Origin of the sequence: Roseovarius sp. Pro17, assembly GCF_035599575.1 — a bacterium.
In the GTDB taxonomy this organism is placed as follows: domain Bacteria; phylum Pseudomonadota; class Alphaproteobacteria; order Rhodobacterales; family Rhodobacteraceae; genus Roseovarius.
The window spans coordinates 2,621,698-2,643,795 of record NZ_CP141179.1; the positions used below are offsets into that span (position 1 = coordinate 2,621,698).

Annotated in this window: 21 protein-coding genes and 2 pseudogenes; 13 read left to right on the forward strand and 10 right to left on the reverse strand. The window is 60.8% G+C overall.

Features of this window, described 5'->3' with window-relative positions; genetic code table 11:
• The first annotated feature begins 19 nt into the window (after positions 1–19).
• From U3654_RS12795 to U3654_RS12825, 7 genes are all read left to right on the forward strand, one after another.
• Positions 20–889, forward strand: coding sequence for a branched-chain amino acid ABC transporter permease (locus tag U3654_RS12795; RefSeq protein WP_324751938.1), 870 nt, complete (start codon positions 20–22; stop codon positions 887–889).
• Positions 882–1,835 (forward strand): branched-chain amino acid ABC transporter permease, encoded by a 954-nt coding sequence (locus tag U3654_RS12800; protein WP_324751939.1) that lies wholly within the window; start codon positions 882–884, stop codon positions 1,833–1,835. The genes U3654_RS12795 and U3654_RS12800 overlap by 8 nt, the downstream gene beginning before the upstream one ends.
• A complete protein-coding gene (locus tag U3654_RS12805; RefSeq protein ID WP_324751940.1) occupies positions 1,832–2,599 on the forward strand; it encodes an ABC transporter ATP-binding protein in 768 nt (255 codons plus the stop codon). Before U3654_RS12800 ends, U3654_RS12805 begins: the two co-directional genes overlap by 4 nt.
• Complete coding sequence (locus U3654_RS12810; protein ID WP_416384513.1) at positions 2,589–3,296, forward strand: ABC transporter ATP-binding protein; 708 nt, start codon at positions 2,589–2,591, stop codon at positions 3,294–3,296. The genes U3654_RS12805 and U3654_RS12810 overlap by 11 nt, the downstream gene beginning before the upstream one ends.
• Entirely contained in the window at positions 3,247–3,861 is a 615-nt protein-coding gene (locus U3654_RS12815; RefSeq protein ID WP_324751941.1) for a tetratricopeptide repeat-containing protein, read from the forward strand. The genes U3654_RS12810 and U3654_RS12815 overlap by 50 nt, the downstream gene beginning before the upstream one ends.
• A 63-nt stretch (positions 3,862–3,924) precedes the next feature.
• Positions 3,925–4,770 carry an NAD(P)-dependent oxidoreductase gene (locus U3654_RS12820; RefSeq protein ID WP_324751942.1) on the forward strand — a complete coding sequence of 282 codons (846 nt, stop codon included), beginning with the start codon at positions 3,925–3,927 and terminating at the stop codon, positions 4,768–4,770.
• On the forward strand, positions 4,767–5,372 hold the full coding sequence (locus tag U3654_RS12825) for a sugar transferase (RefSeq protein WP_324751943.1): 606 nt from the start codon (positions 4,767–4,769) through the stop codon (positions 5,370–5,372). The genes U3654_RS12820 and U3654_RS12825 overlap by 4 nt, the downstream gene beginning before the upstream one ends.
• A 3-nt stretch (positions 5,373–5,375) precedes the next feature.
• Here the strand turns inward: U3654_RS12825 and U3654_RS12830 are convergent, their stop codons facing one another.
• Positions 5,376–6,353: an NAD(P)H-dependent glycerol-3-phosphate dehydrogenase gene (locus U3654_RS12830; protein WP_324751944.1), complete on the reverse strand. Its 978-nt coding sequence runs from the start codon at positions 6,351–6,353 to the stop codon at positions 5,376–5,378.
• 298 nt (positions 6,354–6,651) lie between these two features.
• Here U3654_RS12830 and U3654_RS12835 point away from each other — a divergent pair, with 298 nt between their 5' ends.
• Complete coding sequence (locus tag U3654_RS12835) at positions 6,652–7,752, forward strand: polysaccharide biosynthesis/export family protein (protein ID WP_324751945.1); 1,101 nt, start codon at positions 6,652–6,654, stop codon at positions 7,750–7,752.
• Positions 7,753–8,028: 276 nt separating this feature from the next.
• Here U3654_RS12835 and U3654_RS12840 read toward each other — a convergent pair.
• The 4 genes and pseudogenes from U3654_RS12840 to U3654_RS12855 all read right to left on the reverse strand — a co-directional run.
• Positions 8,029–8,412, reverse strand: a pseudogene (locus U3654_RS12840) (helix-turn-helix domain-containing protein); the annotation flags it as partial.
• A 109-nt stretch (positions 8,413–8,521) separates the two neighbouring features.
• On the reverse strand, positions 8,522–8,917 hold the full coding sequence (locus U3654_RS12845) for a YHYH protein (protein ID WP_324751946.1): 396 nt from the start codon (positions 8,915–8,917) through the stop codon (positions 8,522–8,524).
• Positions 8,918–8,924: 7 nt separating this feature from the next.
• The gene (locus tag U3654_RS12850; RefSeq protein ID WP_324751947.1) at positions 8,925–9,380 is read right to left on the reverse strand and encodes a hypothetical protein; all 456 of its coding nucleotides are present in this window, start codon (positions 9,378–9,380) and stop codon (positions 8,925–8,927) included.
• 10 nt (positions 9,381–9,390) lie between these two features.
• On the reverse strand, positions 9,391–9,855 hold the full coding sequence (locus U3654_RS12855) for a MarR family winged helix-turn-helix transcriptional regulator (protein ID WP_324751948.1): 465 nt from the start codon (positions 9,853–9,855) through the stop codon (positions 9,391–9,393).
• Between the two features lie 68 nt (positions 9,856–9,923).
• Here U3654_RS12855 and U3654_RS12860 point away from each other — a divergent pair, with 68 nt between their 5' ends.
• Positions 9,924–10,946 carry a YHYH protein gene (locus U3654_RS12860; RefSeq protein ID WP_324751949.1) on the forward strand — a complete coding sequence of 341 codons (1,023 nt, stop codon included), beginning with the start codon at positions 9,924–9,926 and terminating at the stop codon, positions 10,944–10,946.
• Between the two features lie 310 nt (positions 10,947–11,256).
• Here U3654_RS12860 and U3654_RS12865 read toward each other — a convergent pair whose 3' ends face one another.
• From U3654_RS12865 to U3654_RS12885, 5 genes and pseudogenes are all read right to left on the reverse strand, one after another.
• Positions 11,257–11,904 carry a hypothetical protein gene (locus tag U3654_RS12865; protein ID WP_324751950.1) on the reverse strand — a complete coding sequence of 216 codons (648 nt, stop codon included), beginning with the start codon at positions 11,902–11,904 and terminating at the stop codon, positions 11,257–11,259.
• 252 nt (positions 11,905–12,156) lie between these two features.
• Positions 12,157–15,294, reverse strand: coding sequence for an efflux RND transporter permease subunit (locus U3654_RS12870; RefSeq protein WP_324751951.1), 3,138 nt, complete (start codon positions 15,292–15,294; stop codon positions 12,157–12,159).
• Positions 15,291–16,526, reverse strand: a complete 1,236-nt coding sequence (locus tag U3654_RS12875) for an efflux RND transporter periplasmic adaptor subunit (RefSeq protein WP_324751952.1) — start codon at positions 16,524–16,526, stop codon at positions 15,291–15,293. The genes U3654_RS12870 and U3654_RS12875 overlap by 4 nt, the downstream gene beginning before the upstream one ends.
• 69 nt (positions 16,527–16,595) lie before the next feature.
• Positions 16,596–16,688: pseudogene (locus U3654_RS12880) on the reverse strand (cytochrome b/b6 domain-containing protein); the annotation flags it as partial.
• An 89-nt stretch (positions 16,689–16,777) separates the two neighbouring features.
• Entirely contained in the window at positions 16,778–17,290 is a 513-nt protein-coding gene (locus tag U3654_RS12885; RefSeq protein WP_324751953.1) for a hypothetical protein, read from the reverse strand.
• Between the two features lie 245 nt (positions 17,291–17,535).
• On the opposite strand from U3654_RS12885, the gene U3654_RS12890 reads away from it, so the two are divergent.
• From U3654_RS12890 to U3654_RS12905, 4 genes are all read left to right on the forward strand, one after another.
• Positions 17,536–18,255: a response regulator gene (locus U3654_RS12890; RefSeq protein WP_324751954.1), complete on the forward strand. Its 720-nt coding sequence runs from the start codon at positions 17,536–17,538 to the stop codon at positions 18,253–18,255.
• A complete protein-coding gene (locus U3654_RS12895) occupies positions 18,255–19,613 on the forward strand; it encodes an ATP-binding protein (RefSeq protein ID WP_324751955.1) in 1,359 nt (452 codons plus the stop codon). The genes U3654_RS12890 and U3654_RS12895 overlap by 1 nt, the downstream gene beginning before the upstream one ends.
• Before the next feature lie 325 nt (positions 19,614–19,938).
• Complete coding sequence (locus U3654_RS12900) at positions 19,939–21,417, forward strand: ATP-binding protein (RefSeq protein ID WP_324751956.1); 1,479 nt, start codon at positions 19,939–19,941, stop codon at positions 21,415–21,417.
• Positions 21,414–22,091, forward strand: coding sequence for a response regulator (locus tag U3654_RS12905; protein ID WP_324751957.1), 678 nt, complete (start codon positions 21,414–21,416; stop codon positions 22,089–22,091). The genes U3654_RS12900 and U3654_RS12905 overlap by 4 nt, the downstream gene beginning before the upstream one ends.
• Positions 22,092–22,098: the final 7 nt, after the last annotated feature.

The following is a 22,098-nucleotide window of genomic DNA, read 5'->3' on the forward strand; positions in this document are numbered from 1 at the left end:
TCTTGGAAAGCTGAAAACCATGCTGGATCTTCTGGCCCAGACAGGCCTGAATGCCGTCTATGCCGCGAGCTACATCTCACTTGTCGCCGTCGGCCTTGTGCTGATCTTTGGCGTGATGGGCGTCATCAACTTCGCCCATGGCGAACTGTTCATGGCGGGCGCATATGTCGTCGTCGCCGTTTATGCCGACATGCACATGCCATTTTTCCTGGCAGTCATCGTCGGACTCTTATTCGTCGGCTTTCTGGGCCTGCTGATGGAGCGGGCGTTGTTCAGGCCACTCAGGGACAACCCGTTGGGCGGGCTGGTCGCGTCAATCGGGTTTCTGATGATCCTGCAATCGCTGGCCGTCATGGGCTTTGGCGTGCGGATGGAGTTCATCCCGCCGGTGACGCAGCATGTGATCTGGCTTTCGGATGGCATCAGCATCCCGCTGGCACGCGTCTATGTCATCGTCGCATCAGTCCTGTTGCTGTCGGCCCTGTGGTATTTCCTGAAACGCACGCGGTTCGGTTGGGCGCTGCGCGCCTCGGCGCAGGATCCGCAAGCGGCAGAGTTGCAGGGTATCTCGATTGTCCAGACCGCACGCATCGCGATGTTTATCGGTGCTGGCCTTGCGGGCATAGCCGGCGCGCTGACTGCGCCGTTGATATCGGTTAATCCGCATATGGGCCATTCGGTCATCGTGACGGCGTTTATCGTCATCATCGTCGGCGGCATCGGATCACTGGAAGGTGCGATCATCGCATCGGTGGTCTATGCCTTCGTGCATACGTTCGTGACGACCTTCTACGGCGGCGTTGTCGCCGACATCACTGGCCTTGCGTTGATGCTGCTGGTCCTGATCGTCAAGCCGACTGGCCTGTTCGGGAGTGCGGATCGTGCTTAAATTTCTGATCTGGCTCATCGTGGCCGTCGCGCTGATCGCCCTGCCCCACGGGCTCAGCTTTTCCCAACAGGAAATTCTGGTATTTCTCACCATCAATATTCTGGTGGTATCTTCTTATCGCCTGCTGACGCTGACCGGTGAATGGTCGCTGGCGCATGTCGTCATCATGGGCGTCGGCGCCTATGCCAGCGCGCTCTTTACCAAGGAACTTGGGCTGTGGGTGCCTGTTTCGATGCTGCTGGGCGGGCTTACTGCTGCGCTGATCGCAGTCATCCTCAGCTTTCCGTTGTTCCGCATGAAGGGGTTCTACTTCCTCATCGGCAGCTTTGCCGCGGGCGAGATCATCCGCCTTCTGTGGAAGCATTTCCGCGATCCGTTCGGCGGTGCCAAGGGCATCAAGGGGATCGACCCGATGCCCGACTTTTCCATCGGCATCTACAATTTCGATTTCTTCGAGCCGGTCAGCTATTTCTACTTTGCCGGATTCATCGTCGCGATTTGCCTCTGGATCCTCTGGCGGATCGAGCGTAGCCCAGTGGGCCTGACGTTCCATGCCGTCCACTGGCAGGACAAGCTGGCCGAGGCGTCGGGCGTCAACTTGCGCGCCTATCGCACGCTGGCCTTCGCGGTCGCCAGTGGATTCGCTGGCATCGGTGGCGCGCTGCTGGCCCATTACATCGGCACGATCAACCCGAACAGCTTCGATCTGGATTTGATGGTATTCGTTCTCACATGGGCTATCGTCGGCGGCACTGGAACGTTCTACGGTCCGATCCTGGGCTGTGTGGCATTGACCATCCTCAACGAGGTCGTGCTACGCGAACTGGGCTTTGAGCAGATGCGCCCGCTGATTTATGGCGCGATCCTGATATGCTCGATCTTGTTCCTGCCCAAAGGGCTGGAAAGCATCGTTCAGAAATTCACCAAGCGGAGAGCCAAGCAATGAGCCACTTTCTCAAGGTCCAGGATCTGACCATGCGATTCGGCGGTCTGGTCGCGGTCGATGCGCTGAACTTTACCGTCGATCACGGCACCATCCACGGGCTTATCGGCCCCAATGGTGCAGGCAAAACGACGACGTTCAACATGATCTCGGGCTTCTACAAGCCGACCTCGGGCAAGGTTCTGCTGCGCGGCGAGGATATATCTGGCCTGAAGATGCACGAGGTCGCACGGCGCGGCGTCGTGCGCACCTTCCAGCACTCGACCCTTTTCGCCGAACTGACGGTGATGGAAAACGCGCTGATTGGCACGCATATGCCGTTCCGGCCAAACATCTTTGCCGCTATTGTCGGCTGGGACCACGAAGACAGGCGCGGCGCCGAGGCGCGCGCGCGCGAGGCGCTGGAGTTCTTTGGTCTGGACCAGCTTACCACCGAACGCGCCGGCGATCTGAGTCACGGCCACCAGCGCGCGTTGGGCATGGCCGTCGCCTATGCCAGCCACCCCGACCTGATGCTGCTGGACGAGCCATTTACCGGCATGAACCCCGAGGAAACGCGCCAGATGATGGACCTGATGCGCCGCCTGCGCGAGGCTGGCACGACCATTTTGCTGGTCGAACATGACATGCAGGCCATCATGGGTCTCTGCGATACCATCACCTGCATGAGCTTTGGCAAGTTTCTGGCCGAGGGCAATCCCAAGGAGATCCGCAACCACCCCGCCGTTATTGAGGCTTATCTGGGAGGTGCGCGCCATGTTGCTTGAGATGAAGGGCATTTCCGTAAACTATGGCAAGATCAACGCGATCCGCGATATCAGCGTCCAGGTGCCCGAGGGCAAGATCGTCACCATCATCGGCGGCAATGGCGCGGGCAAGACGACGACCTTGCGCGCCATGTCGGGGATGGAACCGATCACCAAGGGCGAGATCACCTTTGAAGGCAAGCGCATCGACGGGCTCCCCGCCTCCAAGGTCGTGGCCCACGGCATCGCGCATGTTCCCGAGGGACGGCGCATTTTTCCCAACATGACGGTCGAGGAAAACCTGCGCACCGGCGCGTTCCTGCGCCGCGACAAGGACGGGATCGAGAACGACCTTGAGGACGTCTTTAAGCGGTTCGAGCGCCTGCGCGAACGGCGCACTCAGCGCGCACAGACCATGTCGGGCGGCGAACAGCAGATGTTGGCGATCGGACGCGCACTGATGTCCAATCCCCGTCTTTTGCTGATGGACGAGCCATCCATGGGCCTCGCCCCCGTCATCGTCGAAGAAATCGCCGTGATCATCGAAGAGATCAATCAGCGCGGCCTGTCGGTGGTGCTGGTCGAACAGAACGCCGAGCTGGCGCTGGAGCTGGCCGATTACGCCTATGTGCTGGAAACCGGCAATTGCGCGATGGAGGGGCCTGCCCATGAGCTACACGATAACGAAACCGTCCGTGCCGCATATTTGGGCATTTAAGCGCAGCGATCCCGACTGGCGACTGGCGCAGGCATCGGGCTGGACCCGCGCCGACCTGATGTGGGAACGGCTGATGGAGGCCGGCAACGAGGCGTTCTGCGCCGGGTCCATGGCGCGCGCCGGGCGGCTGTTCTATTGCGCCGACGCTTTGGCGCGCGGGCGCTTTGCGGCTACCGATCTGCGCCGCGCAACGGCCCCCGCCGGACGCGCCATGGTGCGGCTGTCGCGCGGGAAGGATGCAGGCGCGCTGATCGCGGTGGCTCAGCAAGGCTGGCAGATGGCGCCCGCCGCCGTCGCCGATATGGAGATCAAACCGCGCATCCGGTCCTCGCTGTTTCACTTGCGCATGGAGGCCAAGCATCGCGGGCAGTATCAGGACAATCTGCGCACCCGTCTTGGCCGCATCGCCGATGAGACGAACGAGACACTGGCGCAACTGGGCAGCAGTGAAGCGGCACGTCATCGCCATTTCTCGCGCTGGCGCGGCGAAAAACCGACCGTGTTCGACGGCACGCGCAAGGTGCTGGGTGCAGCACTGCTGATCCCCGACGTCGCGCCGCGCTAACCACCTCTGGCACCTGCCGCGAAAGCCGCTAGACTGCCCGTTTGAATTTGCGGCGGGGCTTGCGTGACGGACGATCTAAAGGTGTTGGTGATCGGCGGCACTGGCCGCGTGGGCCGGATGCTGCACCGCTACTGGCAGGCCCATCCTCCGCGCGGTATCGCATTCAGCTATCAGGCGCGGCGGGGCGGCGATATTATCTGGAACGCTGCGGATGGCCCCGGGGCGCTGGCCGCGCATGGCCCGTTTGACCGGTTGCTGGTGCTGGCCGGAATCACCCCCGGCGAGGATGACGATCTGTCCCAAAACGCCGTCATCGCACGCACCTGCCATGCGGCGGCGGCGCAGATGGGCGCAGCGCATATGCTGCTGGCGTCCAGCGCGGCGATCTACGGCACTGCTGCGGCGCATCCCTATCGCGAGACGGACACGCCCGCCCCCTCCAGCCCCTATGGCAAGGCCAAGCTAGAGGCCGAGCGCGCAGTGCAAGGCCAAGCCCCGCCCATTACCGCGCTAAGGATCGGCAACGTGTTGGGCGCAGACGCGCTGATGCTGAATGCGGCAAAGGCCAGTGCAGATCACCCACTCACTTTGGACCAGTTCATCGACGGGCACGGCCCGCTGCGATCCTACATCGGCCCCGCCACATTGGCGCAGGTGCTGGAAACGCTGTTGCACGCGGGCGACGCACTGCCCGAGGTTTTGAACATCGGGGCGCCCGCACCCATCGCGATGCAAACGCTGCTGGAGGTCAGCGGCACGCCCTATGTGATGCGCCCGGCACCACCGGATGCGGTCCAGATCGTCACGCTGGAATGCAGCGCGCTGGCGGCAAGGCACCGCTTCGACGCGGATGCCTCCACCGCCCGGCATATGCTGGGCCAATGGGATCATCTGAAAGACACGTCATGACACCCTTCAAACGCTTCTTCGACTTCATGTCGGCAATCTTCCTAGGCACGGTGCTGCTACCGGTGATGATCTGTGTTGCGATTGTCATTGCCATCCGCGACGGGCGGCCCATTTTCTACGTGGCCGAGCGGATGAAGACGCCGACGCAGCCCTTTGGCCTGATAAAGTTCCGCACCATGCGCCCCACTACAGCCGACACCGGCGTGTCGGGCGGTCACAAGACGGATCGACTGACACGCACGGGCAGGATGCTGCGCCGTACACGGCTAGACGAACTGCCCCAGATCATCAACGTTCTGAAAGGCGACATCAGCCTCGTCGGCCCGCGCCCGCCCCTACGCCTATATGTCGAGCGGTTTCCAGAAATCTACGCGCAGGTTCTGACGTCACGGCCCGGCATCACCGGCCTCGCCACGCTCTATTTTCACGAGCATGAGGATTATCTACTGTCGCGCTGCCAAGGCGCCGAGGAAACCGACCGCGTCTATGCCGCGCGCTGTGTGCCGCGCAAGGCGCGGGTCGACCTGATTTATCAGCGCAATCGGTCTTTCTGCTATGATTGGGAAATCATGCTAAAGACAGTATTCCGCTCACTGCGCTAAGCCTCAGAACTCTTCCTTGATCGGCCTTGTCAGCAGGATTTGCATCGCGTCCTGCGGCGTCACTTCGCCCGCCAGCAGGCGGCGCGTCATTTGCAGGATCGGCGCGTCGACGCCGCGCTCCTCGGCGATCCGTCCGGCAATCTGCACTGTCGCCGCACCCTCGGCAAGCGGGCGACCGGCCAGATCCTCGCCCTGGCCCAAGGCCATGCCATACCCGAAATTACGCGATTGCGGCGAGGCGCAGCTGAGCATCAGATCGCCAAAGCCGGACAGGCCCATATAGGTCTGTTCCTGCCCGCCCATCGCGGTGCCCAATCGGCGCAGCTCGACGAAAGCGCGAGTGATCAGCGCGGCCTTGGCGCTTTCGCCATAGCCCATGCCGATGACGATCCCAGCCGCGATGGCATAGACATTTTTCAACGCGCCGCCTGTCTCGACACCCGCCACGTCGCCGCTGGCATAAACGCGGAACGCGTCCGAGCTGAGCGCGCGACAGAGGCTGAGCGCGAGCGCCTCATCAACCGACGCCAGCGTCACTGCCGTCGGCTTGCCCACCGCCACGTCGGTGGCAAAGCTGGGACCGGACAGAATCGCCTGAGGACGATCCGGGCACAGCTCGGCCAGCGCATGGCTAAGAGTGAGGCCAGTCGCCACCTCAATACCCTTGGCGGTGTTGATCAGCACGGCGTCAGGCGGGATGTGCGGAGCAAGGGCGGGCAGAGCAGCACGCAGGCCTTGCGCCGGGATGGCGAGGATGACGATCCCAGCATCCTCCAGAACACTGGGATCGGTCGTCGCGGCGATCCTTTCGGGCAATTGGATGCCGGGCAGATAGCGCGGATTGGTGCCACGTTCGGACAGCGCTTCTGCCACTTCGCCGTCGCGGCACAGCAACGCGGTGTCCTGACCGGCCCGAAGCGCCACACAAGCCAGCGCCGTGCCCCAAGCGCCGCCGCCAACAATCACCGTTTTTCTGCCCATGCCGCCCCTGCCTCACTATGGCCCCATCCTTGGTGGCGCAGCCTATCGCGCCGTGCGCGGCCCGGCCATGGGCAAAAACCGGCGGTGATCCGCCGCACTCCGCCTTGCAAACGCACCGGATGCACAACGCCTTGTGCCTTGGGCGAAATATCCGGCTGTCCTTGGGTCTTGGCGCTACCTTTTAGGTTGTGTCGCCAGAGTGGCGGGGCATATAGACGGCTTCGCACTCCCAACGGGGACATGCACTGACCGGGGGGCAAGCCGCGTGGGCCGATCAATCACATTCATCGGAAATACCATGAAATGGGCCGTTGTCGGCCTGGCCCTCATAGCTGTGCCAGCGTGTAGCCTGCCGCGCGGCGCGGCGCTGACGTCCGAGATCGTCAAGGAAGAACAGTCCGAGACGTCGGCATTTCAGGTCGTGCGCGTCGGACGCGCCAATGCCGCCGCCGTCGCGCATTGGCCCGGCACCGGGACCAACACGCAGTATCGCTGGCCCACCGGCACGCGCGGGCCGAAAAGCGCAGTCATTCGCGCGGGCGACAAGGTGGATCTGGCGATCTGGGACAATCAAGAGAATTCGCTGCTGACCCAAGCCGACGTCAAATCGGTCACGATGCCCGGGCTGACGGTATCGCCCACGGGCACGATCTTTGTTCCCTATCTCGATGAGGTGGTGATCAACGGCCAGACCCCCGCGCAGGCGCGCCGCGAGATACAGAACCGCATCACCTCTATCGTGCCGTCGGCGCAAGTCCAGCTAGAGCTGACGCCGGGGCCGAATAACGCCGTCGATCTGGTGTCGGGCGTGGCAAAGCCGGGCAGCTTTCCCATGGCGGACCGCAATTTCAATATCCTTAGCCTGATCGCGCAAGGGGGCGGTATCGCGCCATCGCTGCGTCATCCGCTGGTGCAGTTGCAACGCGGCGGCAGCACCTACACCATCCGCTCCGAGCGCCTGTTTGCGGATGCATCGCACAACATCACCCTGCGCGGCGGTGACAACGTAATGGTGCTGGAGGATCAGCGCTATTTCACCGCCTTCGGTGCTACCGGCTCGGAGCAGTTGATCCGTTTCGAACAAGAAGACGTCACGGCGCTTGAGGCGCTGTCGATTATCGGCGGCCTTTCCGACAGCCGCGCGAACCCCAAAGGCGTGCTGGTGCTGCGCGATTATGGTCAAAAAGCGCTGCGCGCCGACGGCTCCGGGCCGTCAAAGCCGCAAGTCATCTTTGCCTTTGATCTGACCAGCGCCGATGGCCTGTTCGCCGCACGCAAATTCCAGATTCAACCCAAAGACACAGTGCTGGCGACCGAATCGACGGTCACATCCGTGCGCACGATCCTCGGCCTCGTTGGGTCCGCGTTCGGCGTGGTGAGCAACGTTCAGAACTACTAGGCAGGCTAGCGCGCCCAAGGGTGCACGGCGGCCTTTGGGCGCATAGTGATCTGCGTGACTCTTCAATAAAATTAAAGTGGTGCGGGTGAAGGGACTCGAACCCCCACGCCAAAGGCGCCAGAACCTAAATCGAACGAATTCCTTTTATTATCATTACGTTAATCTCCATGTTTCGCAGGACATAACGGAAACGAACCGTGAATGTGCGAAACGGTATTTTTATGAACTTCGATCCGGCGTCTGCAGGGTATGGCCCTCGCCTTTTTTATCGAACACCGGGCGGAAGACCAGTGGCACGAAGATGCCCCGTACTGTCGTTTGCTGCTCCCGCTGCCGGTCGGCACGCCAGTCACGCGCAAAAGCCGCGACCCGACCGTAAGACGCGGTACATCCGAGCACCACCTGATCGGCATGTAGCTGCTTCAGCGTCCGTCGCTGCATACGCGACTTGCCGGCCTCCGTCTTCAGCCACCCAGTCAGCTTCTCCGCGAAGGGATCGAGCTTGCTCTGGCGCTCCGGCGTCGCAAATTGCGGCTCGATCGTGCCTGCGTTCAGATACTTCGTGATGGTGTTGCGTGACAGGCCAGTGCGTCGCGCAATCTCGCGGATCGATTGCTTCTCCCGCAAAGACATGCGTCTGATATTGTTCAAAAGTCCCATGTGTATCACTCCATTTCTCCCCATTGCGCCACGCGCTCGAGGGAAAGGGTTACATGGCTCAAATCTCAGTGGAAATTATCCGTGTATCCGGCTCACATCTGCGTGGAAATCAACACGCAGTCGCATGATAGTGATAGATTGCGCCGTCATCTGCGGTCGCCCCGATATGGCCGTTGCATTGATCAAGGTTGTCAGGGACCGTGCCGCCGACATCCGTGCTGCCATACATCGCAAAACCGTCAAAGGCATAGCCGAACATCGCGCTTGTGTCCTGCGTCAGCGCGCAGTCGGCTGCGACGCCCTCTGCCTCAAACACTGTGCCGATATCGGTCGAGGTCGCGTGCCAGTGATACCATCCGCCCGGATCAATATGACCACCGCAAACGTCGAGCGCAGGCATGTGCCCGGTCTGCTGGATCGACGGCGCATCGGCAAATATCGGCACGCCGTCCAGCGCCACGCCCACCCTTGCAACAGTGCCGAGCTTTGTTGCCGTGTCGGCCATCACGGGCTCAACGGGAACCAGCAGTGATCTCAACACTCTCATCAGCGGTGACATTGATGCAAGCGTGATCGTCCTCGGGCGGCGTAGACGCGTTATAGACCACATGGACCGTCCCGCCCGCATCAAAAAAGCGGTAGCCGAGGCTGTCTAACATCATCAGGAATTCGCGATTTATGCGGTAAAGCCCTGCATCATCGCCAGTCCAGTCCCAGACACCGCCCTCGTCGTCCAACGTCGCCGGGCAAAATGGCCCGATTTCCAATCCGTCGGGAAGATAGCCTACTTTAAGCTGGTGACACTGAGTTTGCACACCATTCTCCAAGGTGCAATCCACCACCTCCGGCGCTTCGACAAAGGCTGTCTCGGTGAAGTGCGAAGCATCGGAATGGGCGCTGGCGAGGCCGGGAGCCAACAATGCAGATGCAAGCATCAGCCGAGCCAGTGGAAGGATCAGGTGCGACATCGGGTACCTTTCAAGATGAAATCGTAAGTCCGGGCAATACAGCTCCGGGCATGCGGCCGCCTAGACCGTTCCGCAACTCGCGCGTGAGAGTAGCGAGCGCTGCTGCTTTATCCGCGCCAAGCCGCTCCTCGATCATCCGATCAACGTCCTGCCACGCCAAATGGATCGCGGACAGAAGGCTTTGGCCGCGCGCGGTCAGCTGCAACACATTACTGCGCGCCTCCTCGGGATCAGTTTTGCGCGAGATTAGGTCCGCTGCGATCAGCCGCGCCGTCATTGTACTCATGCTGGCCGGTGTGATGTGAAAGGACCGTGCAAGGTCGATCTGAGACGCAGCGCCCATTCGGCCCAAAGCGTCGAGCACGCGCGCCTGCCTCGGTCGCACGTCTAAGTCAGCGAGGCGGCGGCGAAGGTGCTCTTCGACTAGATCGCCAGCGTGCAGGAGGAAGTGAAAGCTGAATTGGCCATGTTGCATGCTAACAGTTAGTATGCTAATGAATATTGAAACTCAAGCCCAATCGTCACCAGAATGGAGAGCCATACATGAATAACTCGCATTGCTACCGCATCCTGCCCTCGGCACTTATTGCGCTTCTCGCCTCAGGCTCTGCCAGCTTTGCGAACGATGAGGCCAGTCTGACCGAGAGTATCGAGCAGTTCTTTTCCGGCGCCGATCTGGTTTCGGGCCCGAATGTCGTTGACTGCACTCTATCCGGCGGAACCGAGACGAGCTGCTTCTCAATCACGGTAAAGGCAGCCCCGCAGAGCTATACGCCCGGCCCTTGGTGCCCCACCAATATTGCAGACAGCGCAGAGGCGGGCGGTATTTGGCTGCGGGACGGCGAAGTGCATGACGTGGACGGCGCGTTTATCGCCAACCTTGCAGAGTTTTACGGCGACTCGGAGTGGCAGTTATTTGACAAAGATACTGGCAACATCCGCTTCACCGGATCGCTGGAGGCCTGCCAGGCCGCCGCACGCCCTGATGTTGATCCAGCATACCAGAACTACTGCGTTCAGTGTCTGCCGGAATACATGCCAGACGACGCGACCGTAACTTACGTGATCCCGGTAGAGCCGCAGCCTGTTCGCCGGTCACAGCCCACAAACTTCTCGGGCTCAGGTGTGGCCTATAACGGGATCAAGCTGGACGGCCCCGCGCCGCTTGACGCCATCCTTGCTGCGCATACCATCGCCCCTTTTGACGACTGCGGCGGCCATGTGAACCCGCATGTCGGCTATCACTACCATGCGGTCACCGACTGCCTGACGCCCGCCCCCGCCACCTTCGGGTCGGTCCACGGCGCGGCTGCGGTTGAGCATGGCACACAGATCGGGATCGCCATGGACGGGTTTCAGATATTCTCGAACCTGATGGCATCCGGCGCGGCCCCCAAAGATTTGGATAGCTGCAACGGCCATGATGGCGAGGATCTCGCCTATCATTATCACGCAGGGGCGGCAGGCTCGAACGCCATTCTGGGATGCCTCAAAGCCGAAGCAGGCTGCACGTTGGAGGATGAAAACGCCGTCTGCGACGCCTCGGTACGCCCACCGCGTTCATGAGCGGGCAAACGCTTTGCTTCGCGCCTGAGGTGGATGCCTCTCGTTTCTGCCAAAAACGCGAACAGGGGCATCCTGCCTGCGCGATGAACGTCACCGCAGTCAGCGCGGTTATACTGTGGTCGGCATCCAGCTATGGGTACTATGCCGTTAGCGCGACGATCACCGATCTCGTTGTCGCAACTCTGCCCTATACTTAAAGCGCCGGCATTAGGCCGGGCATGCGTGACGGATCCAAGGCCTGACAAACTGTATAGCTACAGAAAAGCGGGCACGCCTGCGCGTGCCCGTCCGGTCATTAAAGTATAGCTCGCTAGTCTGTTGCGAAGCAGTAAAAGAGGCCCTCACCGCCCGTGCCCTGCAGGGCCTCCATCCCGCATCCGCGCGAGGGGTGCGCAGAGTTCCATGCGGTCGGGTTATCGCCGCCACCAGTGCGGTCGTGGTGGCCGACCATCGCCGAGCCTTCTCCGCTTGTCGTCCAGTCCTCGCAGGCGTTGCCTTCGAGCGTGCCGCCCAGGTTCGATCCGGTCAGAATGTCGTGCCGGTTTGGCGTGTCGCCGCGACCGTTAATGACGTCGCCTATCTCAGAAATTGATGTTTCCTTAGTGAGGTTATTGTTTTCACTATGCAGGCCATCAACGCTTTGCGCGACGATGACGCCATTGGAGTTCATCCACGGACCTGCTCCGATCCGGTCGCGAGCGTTTTCAGCGCTGGATGACAGGTAGGCGGCCCAGGTTTTTCCGGTCACCCCCGCCCCCTCAGCAAGGGAGCTGCAATAAGCATCTGCACCTGCCAGACCACCCAAATCAGCCCCGCTGCCGGGATTCGCGCTGGTGATAAAAAAGCTCATGTCAGCGTCTTGTGCCTGAGCAAGGGTCGCGCCTGTCAGAGACAGGGCAGCGGCGAGCATTACTTTGGTAATCATGGAATTATTCCCTCTGATGATCGGTTTTTTCAACGTCGTTGCCGTTGGGCAGTTGCATCGCAGGCCGCGTTCAGATCATCCGAACGGCAAACCAGTTCCGCGCTAACGCATCCAAGGTTGTATTCTAATCCGCCAGCGTCAGCATCGCGGCAAGAGACCAGATTGCAATTTTCATACGCCCTAAGATCGATCCAACCGTTAAATTATGCGCGTAAAAAGTGTGCCCGTCTATGGCGATGGCGAGATGCGCGTTTTGATCAGATGCGAACGCCAACTCTGTCTTTACTAGAATGTCGCCGTCGACGGCTGCGACGGCGGCTTCTCTTGCAAAGCCAGCGCTGCGGCGTTTTCACTGCTCAATCGCTTGGACGCCATACCCGGCGCCGCGCCCCATACTGCAATCCAGCGGTAGAATACCGGTGTCAGAAACAGGGTGAACACAGTGGCGAAGCCGAGGCCGCCGACGATTACCCATCCGACAGCAATACGCGCCTCGGCCCCGGCACCCGACGTCAGGATCAGGGGTAAGCCGCCAAATACGGTCGACACCATTGTCATCATCACGGGCCGGATGCGCAGGCGCAATGCGTCGCGGATGGCACTGTCGATGTCCTGTCCGGCCTCCCGCAGCTGGTTTGCAAATTCAACGATCAGAATGCCGTTCTTGGCCATGACGCCGATCAGCATGACCAGTCCGATTTGGCTGTAGTAGTTCAGCGATCCGCCCGTCAGTGAGATCGCCAAAAGTGCTGCGGCGAGGCCAAATGGGACCGTCAGCATGATGACGACCGCGCTGGCGATGCTCTCGAACTGGGCGGCCAACACTAGAAAGACAACCATGAGGGCCACACCAAACACCATGTACATGCCCGCCTGGCCGTCGGTCAGGGTCGCAGCCTCACCGGTAAAGTTGATACCCATACCGTCTGGCAACGCGTCTGCGGCAATCGCCGTTAGCTGTGTCATCGCAGTGCCAAGATCGACCCCCGTGCCAAGGTTGGCCTGAACCGACACTGCCAGTGACCCGCCCTGACGCTCAATCTCTGACTGGCTGACCACCGGCTCCAGCGTTGCTGCGGCAGAGAGCGGGATATAGGCGCCGTCTGGCAGGCGCAGAAAGACGGACTCGAGATCTGAGGGATCGTTGATCGGGGGGCCGCCCGGCACCACGTTAACCTCTGTTTCGGTGTCATCCTCAAACACGGTGACGGCGACATTGCCTTGGACCATGGCACTCACAGTCCGGGCAATTTCAGCCTCAGTCAGGCCGAATACGCGCGCCATGTCCGGGTCCACCCGCAGCTCGTATTGTGCCTGCACGCTGTCGTTGGACAGCTGTGGATTGATAAACGCGCTATCGGCAGCCATCGCTGCCACCAGAGTGTCAGCCGCATCAGTCATGGCCGCGACATCGGTGCCAGTGACTGCAAATTGCAGACCGCGTCCTGCGCCCCGGATGTTCAGGCTGTTGGTCGAGCGAGCGTTGACCTGAACACCCGGCACATCTGTTAGCTGGCGGCTGACATCTGCAATGATCTCTTGCTGGCTGCGGTCCCGCTCTGCCCAGTCGGGCAGCCGCACGATGATAAAGGCGCTAGTGCCGCCGCCCACGCCAATAATGCTTTGGACAGCATCAATGTCGCCATTTTCGCGGTAAGGCGTCAGGATGTCCTCGACCTGCTTGATCTGCGTTTCCAGATACTCGACCGTCGTATCAGACGCGCCGCGCGCTTGGATCAAAAAGAATCCACGATCCTCATCCGGTGTAATGCTGGAGGAAAGCGTTGCCGCGCCGCCCGCCGCAATAAGCGCAAAGCCGACGGCGACGGCCAGCACGATCACTGGCGCGCGAATTGCCCGGTCCATGACTGTGTCAAAACCGCGGGCGAACGCCCCCTGCTTGTCTGGCGCACCCGAGCTCTTAGGGTCAGGTTTGCCGGGATCAAGAAACGCGGCAAGCACCGGCGCCAGTGTCAGCGCCGTGATCGACGACAGGGTAACGGCGAATGCCAGAACGAATCCAAACTCGCTGAATACACCGCCGGCCTGCCCCGGCAGGAACGAGATTGGGATGAAAACGGCAGCCAACGTCGCAGTCGTGGAAATAACGGCAAAGAACACCTCATTCGTACCAGCGGCGGCGGCAGCAAAGGCCCCCATGCCCTGCTTGCGCTTGCGCACGATGTTCTCGATCACGACGATGGCGTCATCGACGACCATACCCGTGGCCAGGACCAGTGCAAGAAGGCTGATGGTGTTGACGGAAAATCCGGTTAGCCAGATCGCCGCGATAGTGCCAATCAGCGCCACCGGGATGGTGACAGCGGGGATCAGCGTCGCGCGGGGCGAGCGCAAGAAGGCAAAGATCACCGCGATCACGATCACCGTGGCCAGACCGATGGATTTGACCACCTCGTCGATTGACCCTTCGATGAATACGCCGTCGTCCGAGGTGATGATGATATCCACGCCATCGGGCAGTTCTGCACGCAGGTCTTCGACGGCTATGCGCACTGCCTTTGAGATATCCAGCGTGTTGCCGACCGACTGGCGGCTGATATCAAGCCCGATTGCTGGCTGACCATTGACGCGGGCAAAGACATCTCTGTCCTCCGGGACGACCTGCACGAAGGCCACATCGGACACGCGGGTCGTGGCATTGACGGGTATCTGGCCAACACTATCAGCAGTCACCTCTGCATTGCCTACTCGCAGCGCTAAGGTCTGTGACGATGCTTCCAATTCACCTAGCGGAGTGTCATCGCGCAGGGCCGTCAACGCATCTGAGACATCGAATACCGTCAATCCACGGCTGAGCAGCGATGGCATATCGAGCGTCACACGGAACTCATTGGCGCGGTTGCCGCGAACTGTGACCTCGGCGATACCGTCGATCAGTGACAGGCGGTCATAAATTACCCCCTCAGCCAGCTGTGTCATCTCGTCAAAGGTGGCATCGCCCAATATTGCCAGCCGAATAATAGCATCGGCGTTGCTGTCGCTTTTTGTCACTACCGGGTCGTCAATATCAGCGGGAAGCTCGCGCAGTGTTGCGGACACGATTTCGCGCGCCTCATTCGCGGCGATGTTGACATCCGTGCCTTCGGAAAGGTCGATGGTGATGCGACTTGAGCCTGTTGTGGAACTCGACTCTATATATGACAGCCCCTCAAGGGCGCTCAGCGCGTCCTCCAATACCTGTGTCACTTGCTGGTCGACGGTGGCCGGAACGGCACCTTCGTAGGTGGTGCGGATCGAAAGGACCGGCAGGTCTACATCAGGCATTTCGCGCACGTCGACCGACGCAAGCGCGGCAAGCCCTGCGATCAGGATCAGCAGGTTGATGACAATGCCGAACAATGGGCGCGCGACAAAGAGGTTGGCGATGCCAGATTTGCCGCCTTGAGGTGTAGAGGTGCTCATGTCGGCTCCTCAGTCGCAGGTGATGGTTTTGGCTCGGTCTGCCCGACTTCTGGCGTTGCGCGGCTCGGCTCCGCAACGGGCTCTTGGACATTTGGCTCGCTCGCCGGGGCGTTCGCGGCCGTGATACGTGATCCAGCGCGCAATTTCTGCGCGCCTTCCGTCACGACCAATGTGCCGATGGCGATATCCGCGTTGATCCACACCTGATCATTGCGGCGAAACAGGATCGTCGCAGGGACCTGTTTGGCAACGCCGTCCTCATTGATCCAGACGCTTGATCCGCTGCGCGACCACGTGATTGCGGTAGAGGGCAATACCGCAAGCGGATCGCTTTCATGGATGATACGAACGGCAAATGTCATACCCGGCCAAAGTAGGGCATCGGAGTTCTCGATACGCGCCTTAACCGTCACGCTGCGCGTCACGCTGTCGATGCGGCTATCAAAAGATACAATTCCCCCCTCGAAAACCCGCCCCGTAAATGTTGGCGTGCTTGCAAGGATGGTTTGCTCCTTTGACAGCAATCCGATGGACCGCTCCGGCAATTCGAATTCAACCAGCAAGGCCTCGGAATCGTCGATGGTAACGACGACGCTGCCAACAGACAGGCGGTCGCCGACCTCCACATCGCTTAGACTCAGCTTTCCCGAAATTGGTGCCCTGATTGTCCTGTCATCCAGCGCGACGTCAGCCAGTCCAACATTTGCTTCTGCCAGTCGCTCGGCCAGCTTCGCCTCAGACAATGCCACATCAGTTACGGTCGAATTGCCGGTCCCCCGCAAACGCTCATACCGCTGAACGGTGTCGCGGGCCTGATCAAGTTCGGCCTGTGCGATCTCGCGGTTAAACACCTCGGTTCGCGCATCGAGCTGGACCAGCATCTCACCAGCCGAAACCTGTCTGTTGGAAGAAAGGTTGATCTCAGTCACCTCACCTGAAACGTCCGCGATCACTTCGGCACTGCGCACCGCAGCGGCACTACCAACCGCGCGCAGGATGTCCGCGTAGGGCTGCATTGTCAGCGGCGCCAGCACCACCGTCGTCGCTCTGCCCACAGCTGGGTTCCCGGTCGGGCCGTCCGCCTGAGGTCGGCCAGCGGTCGCGCCCGGCTCTTTGCCACCATCAGCTTCAATGCCGAACACGACCCCAAGAGATGCTGGAACGCCAAAGGCGATGAAATACGACCCCGCAAGTATCAGTGCTGCGACACTCAATGTGATGATCCTGCGCATCTGGTTATCCCTCAAGCTTTTCCACGTGGTTGCAGCGCGTTCATCAGGCGCTTGGTGATCTTACGCCAATCATTTGACCATGCGGCGCAAGGTTGTGTCGCGGTCGATGAAATGATGTTTTAGTGCGCCTCCGATATGAAGCACCAGCAGACCGATCAACGCAAAGACAGCGTATTTTCGCTCTTGGCTGCGGCGGGGGCTAGCCTGCCCCCGCCGCGTCCTCTTGTGGGTCGTAGATCGCCGCGGCGTCCTTAACCTTTGCGGCCATGGCCCTTGCGATCTTCGCGGTCCAGCTTGCCGTCGTCATTGCGGTCCATCCGGTCGACCACATTGCCAAACTTTGCGTCCATTTCGGCCTGTGTCACCACACCGTCACCGTCCTCATCCAGTTTCTGGAAGGCATCGACCATTCGGTTGCGAGTCAGCTCAAGGTAGATCGTCTCGAACTCATCAAGCGAGATGTCACCTTCGCCCGACGCGTCAGCATTTGCGACAGTCGCGGCGCGGAACGTATCGATTTCGTCTTGCGTCACAGCGCGATCACCATTGGCGTCGACCTTTTCCATGATCTGGCGCATCATTCCGTGCCCGCCACGATCCCCGTGTCCCTTGCGAAAATTGGCGCGAGTGGCGTCGGGCGCTTTCACGGACGTTTCTGCCTGAACAGGTGCCGTTTCACTCGCGGTCTGCGCGGTTGCGACGGTCAGGCCCGACAAGAGGGCCGCTACGGCGATAAAGCTGCCGGGGAGGAGTTTGGAGTTCATCACGTCGTTTCCTTTCAAGTTTCCAATGAGGCATCTGTCGCCTCGGTGAATATCACTTAGGGGTTATTGCGCCGAAAGGTTTGTCAGTACCAACGCCGCTTTGTCGCTGTTTGTCGCAAGGGTGCGACCTGATACATCTTGCGACAATTGAGGCGGAAAACAGGCTGTCAGTTAGTTGATTTTCTGGGGAAAGAAGGCGCTATTGAGTAGAGTTGTGGCGCAAGACGCCTCGAAGGAGAGACGCCATGACAGACCCGATCGCGCCCCAGATCCTTATTGTCGATGACGCCCGCGACATTCGCGAGCCACTTGGCCAATACCTGCGCAAGCAGGGTTTTAGGACGCGGCTTGCCGCCCATGCAGCCGAGGCGCGCGAGGTTCTGGCCGAGGCTTCCATACATCTAGTCGTGCTCGACGTCATGATGCCGGGTGAGGATGGGTTAAGCCTGTGCCGTTGGCTCGTTGCCCATGACGGCCCGCCGGTGCTGTTGCTGACAGCCATGACCGACGAGACGGACCGCATCGTGGGGCTAGAGCTGGGGGCCGACGACTATCTCGTCAAACCCTTCAACCCGCGCGAGTTGCTGGCAAGGGTTCGCGCGATCCTGCGCCGCGCACCGCCCGAGATAGCAGCACCGCCCAGCGGGCGGCGAATGTTTGCGGGCTGGGTCCATGACCCGGACGCGTTGAAGCTGCTGCGCGATGATGGCCGCGTCGTCGACCTAACCACCGCCGAAAACCGTCTTTTAGGTATTTTCCTTGATCAGCCGCGCACCGTACTCAGCCGGTCGACCTTGCTCGACCTGACTGCCGGGCGCGAGGCAAAGGCCTATGACCGCGCCATCGACAACCAGATCAGCCGCTTGCGTCGCAAGATCGAAACCGACCCGAAGAACCCCCAGATCCTCGTGACTGAATGGGGTGGCGGCTATAGGTTAGTGGCGGACGTGACGGAGGCGAGTTGATGAATAGCCTCAAACGCCTGTTTCCCGATGCCTTGGCGGGCCGCGTTGTCCTACTGCTAGCGACCACCATCATCGTCGCAAATCTCATCGCTCTGGCTGTCCTCAACTTTCAGCAGCAACGTTTTGACCAGCAGGCCAGCGAAGACCGAGAGATTGAGCGGATCGCAGCGCTTATCCCAGCCATGGAAGCCGTGGATGCCCAAGTGCGGCGGGTCATTGCACGAGACGCATCCACCCGCTTTGCCCGTGTGCGGGTGGATGATGCCCCGTTGCTAACGGAAACCGCCACCGACAGCCGGTCGCAATACATATCCCGGAGCCTTGCCGAAACGTTGGGCCGCAGCGATGTGAGTGTTGCAATTATCGCCCGCCCCATCCGGGATAACGCACCTGATCGTCATGCCCGCTATCGGACTGATAGCGTGATTGCCATCACCATGCCGCTAACCGCAAGAAACGGACAAGCAGAATGGCTGAACGTCGTGACCAGCGGCGTATCCCCGCGGCCCGGCCGGGTTGATGGTAGGCCATTTCTCACCGTTCTGGCGTTGTCGCTACTCGGCGTTCTTGGCGTTTCTATCGCTCTGGCACGCCACCTGACCAAGCCGCTCGGACAGCTCTCGCGCGCCGCAGAAGCGGCCGGGCGCGGTGATCGCTCCGCGCGCGTTCCAGAAGAAGGCGCGCGCGAAATGCGCAAGGCTGCGCAAGCATTCAACGCCATGCAGGCCGAAATCTCGCAATTCGACGAGGAGCGTGTGCGCATGCTTGCCGCCGTGGGGCATGACCTGCGCACGCCGATGACCAGCCTGCGCATCCGCGCCGAAATGCTCGACGACGAGGAGCAACGCGATGCTATGGTCCGCACGCTCGAAGAGATGACCGTGATGGCCGACGGCCTTGTAAGCTATGCAAAGGAGGGGCAGGATTCTGAGAAGATGGAGCCGATTGATCTCGGGCCTCTGCTTGAACAACTTTGCAAGGATCGAAGCGCAAGCTGTAGCACCGATCTGAATGTTCAGGTGACGGGCCGCCGCGTCGGCCTTGGCCGGGCCATTGGCAACCTGATCGACAACGCCAAGCGGTATGGCGATGATGCGGCCGTCACGTTGGAACAGGACAAACGGCAGGCGATCATCACCATCGACGACAGCGGCCCCGGCATTCCGCACGATCGGCTGGATGCCATGTTCCAACCATTCACTCGCGGCGACGACAGCCGCAGCTTAGATACAGGCGGTGCCGGGCTTGGCCTTTCCATCGCGCGGACGATCATTATCGCGCATGGTGGCCGGATCACGCTTGAAAACCGCGCGGAAGGCGGTCTGCGCGCAGTGGTGACGCTGCCGATGGATAGATAATATGCTTGGGAGATCAGGGCCGTGCCACAGTGTTCAAGCCCGGCCTGATCGACTGTGGCAACAGATCGCGTGTCCGTGCGGTCGGTGAAGATTGCGTCAGATGATGGGACCAGATCTTCTGCTGCGCACTAGGATAGGGTAAATCATGCGAGCCAGTGTGACATTAGGGCAAACAGCTCTTTAGTCGAGGCTTTGATAAGCGGAGCAGCAATGCCAGTCACTTTCGTGCCGGATAAATCCGTCTATCAATTCCTGAATTGTCATCCTCGGGCGGCCAGTCGTATCTGTGCATCATGCCTCCACATTTCACGGTAACAATATGCCGATGAAACGTTTTCGCGAATCGCTGACAGCCCGAATTTTCGTTGCCATTTCGGCCACTACGGTCTTGGTCATCGCGATAATGGCGCTGCTGGTCGCCGTGGCGATGCGGGACGGCTTTGCGCGTTACCTGCTTCGGGGGGAGTTGGCCCGCTTCGACGAACTGGAGCAGGCTCTGGTTCTGGCCTATGATCCCGCCGCGCCTGAATGGCCGCAATTCGCGACACATCCGCAGGCCTGGAATGACTTTGTGCGCACGCATTTCGCGCCACCCGGCCGGGCTGCGTTTTCACCGCCTCAGGGACCACCGCCGAAGCGGCTAGACGGCACGCGGCCCATTGGCCCGCCTCCCGGAAGCGGGGGCGCAGGGATGCCGGGCGATAGCCTGATGTTGAACAAACGACTGGCGTTGCTGGCGCCGGACGGCTCGCATCTCGCCGGGTCCATCGAACGATCCGGCATGCTTGAGCGGCGCAAAATTTGCCTCGACAACGACTGCAAACATGGTTTGCTTGGGTACATCGCCTTAAATGCGCCGCTCGATTTGGGCGATGCAAGCGGCCGGTTCTTTCTGCGCGGGCAATACTGGGCGCTGGCAATCGCCGCGCTGGTTGCGGTACTTTTTTCCGCCGTGACCGCCTATATTGTCGCGCGGCGGATGCTGGTCCCTATCCGGCACCTTGAGGCAGCTGCCAAAGCGATGGCCTCGGGCGATTATACCGCGCGGATCGCGCAGACGCGGAGGGACGAATTGGGCCAGCTTGTCGGGCATTACAATGCTCTGGCGGCGGCGCTGGAGCGGACGGACAAGGCCGAACGGGAGTGGATTTCAAATACCAGCCACGAGTTGCAGACACCCCTCGCTGTGCTGCGCGCCCAAATCGAAGCGCTGCAGGACGGGGTCCGCCTGCCGGATGCGGTAACGCTGGACGCGATGCATGCCGCGATGATGCGCCTGTCGCGCCTGGTGCAGGACATCAAGACTCTGTCCCACGCTCGCGAGGATGCCCTCGCGCTTTTGTTCCGTAGCGAGGACCTGTGCGCGATCGTCCGTGAGGCCGCCGAGGCGGCGCGCCCGCAGTTTGAGGCAAACGGTATCGCATTGGAGCTAGACTTGCCCGACCACGTGCAAATCTGGTGTGATCGCGCGCGGATCGGTCAGGTCATCGACAACCTTTTGGCCAATTCGGCGCGCTATACCCACGCGCCAGGCCGGGTTCGATTGCAGGTTCGCGGCGAAAATGGCTATGCCATCCTCGTCCTCGACGATACCCCGCCCGGACCGCCGGACGCCGACATGCCCCGCCTATTCGATCGCTTCTACCGCGCCGAAAGCTCGCGCTCGCGCGTTCACGGCGGTTCGGGGCTGGGGCTTTCGGTGTGCCGCGCTATCGTCGATACGCACAACGGCACCATCAACGCCGAGCCATCCGATTTGGGCGGTCTTCGCATCACGCTTCGCCTTCCGAAAGGAACTACATGACCGATCCCCGCATCCTGATTGTCGAGGACGAGACCGCGCTTGCCGAGGTGGTCCGCGACTATCTGGTTGCGGCGGGCATGACAGTTGATGTGATGGCCGAGGGCACCGGGGCTGTCGATTTCGCGTTAGAGGGCAAGCACGACCTTTTGGTGCTTGATCTGATGCTGCCCGGTGTCGACGGTCTCACGATCTGCCGCGAGTTGCGGCGCACCTCCCTTGTGCCGATCATCATGACCACGGCCAAGGTCGAAGAGATTGACCGCCTGCTTGGCCTCGAACTTGGCGCGGACGACTATCTTTGCAAACCCTATTCGCCCCGCGAACTAGTCGCGCGGGTGCGCGCGATCCTGCGGCGCGCAGCGGCGGCCAGTAGTGGCGATGTGGGACAGCACCAGCGGTTAAAAATCGACGCTGAGCGGTGGCAGGCCACCCTCGACGGCATCACGCTCGACCTGACGCGCCGCGAATTCACGCTGCTACAGTCCCTCGCCGCGCGTCCGGGGCGGGTCTTTTCCCGCGATATGCTGCTGGCGCTCGCCTTTCCAGACGATACCGAAGTTTTCGACCGGACGGTCGACAGCCACATCCGAAATATCCGGCGCAAGATTGCGGCGGTGAGCGACCAAGACCCAATCCGGTCCGTCTATGGCGTGGGATATGCGTTTGAGGGATGACTCGGTC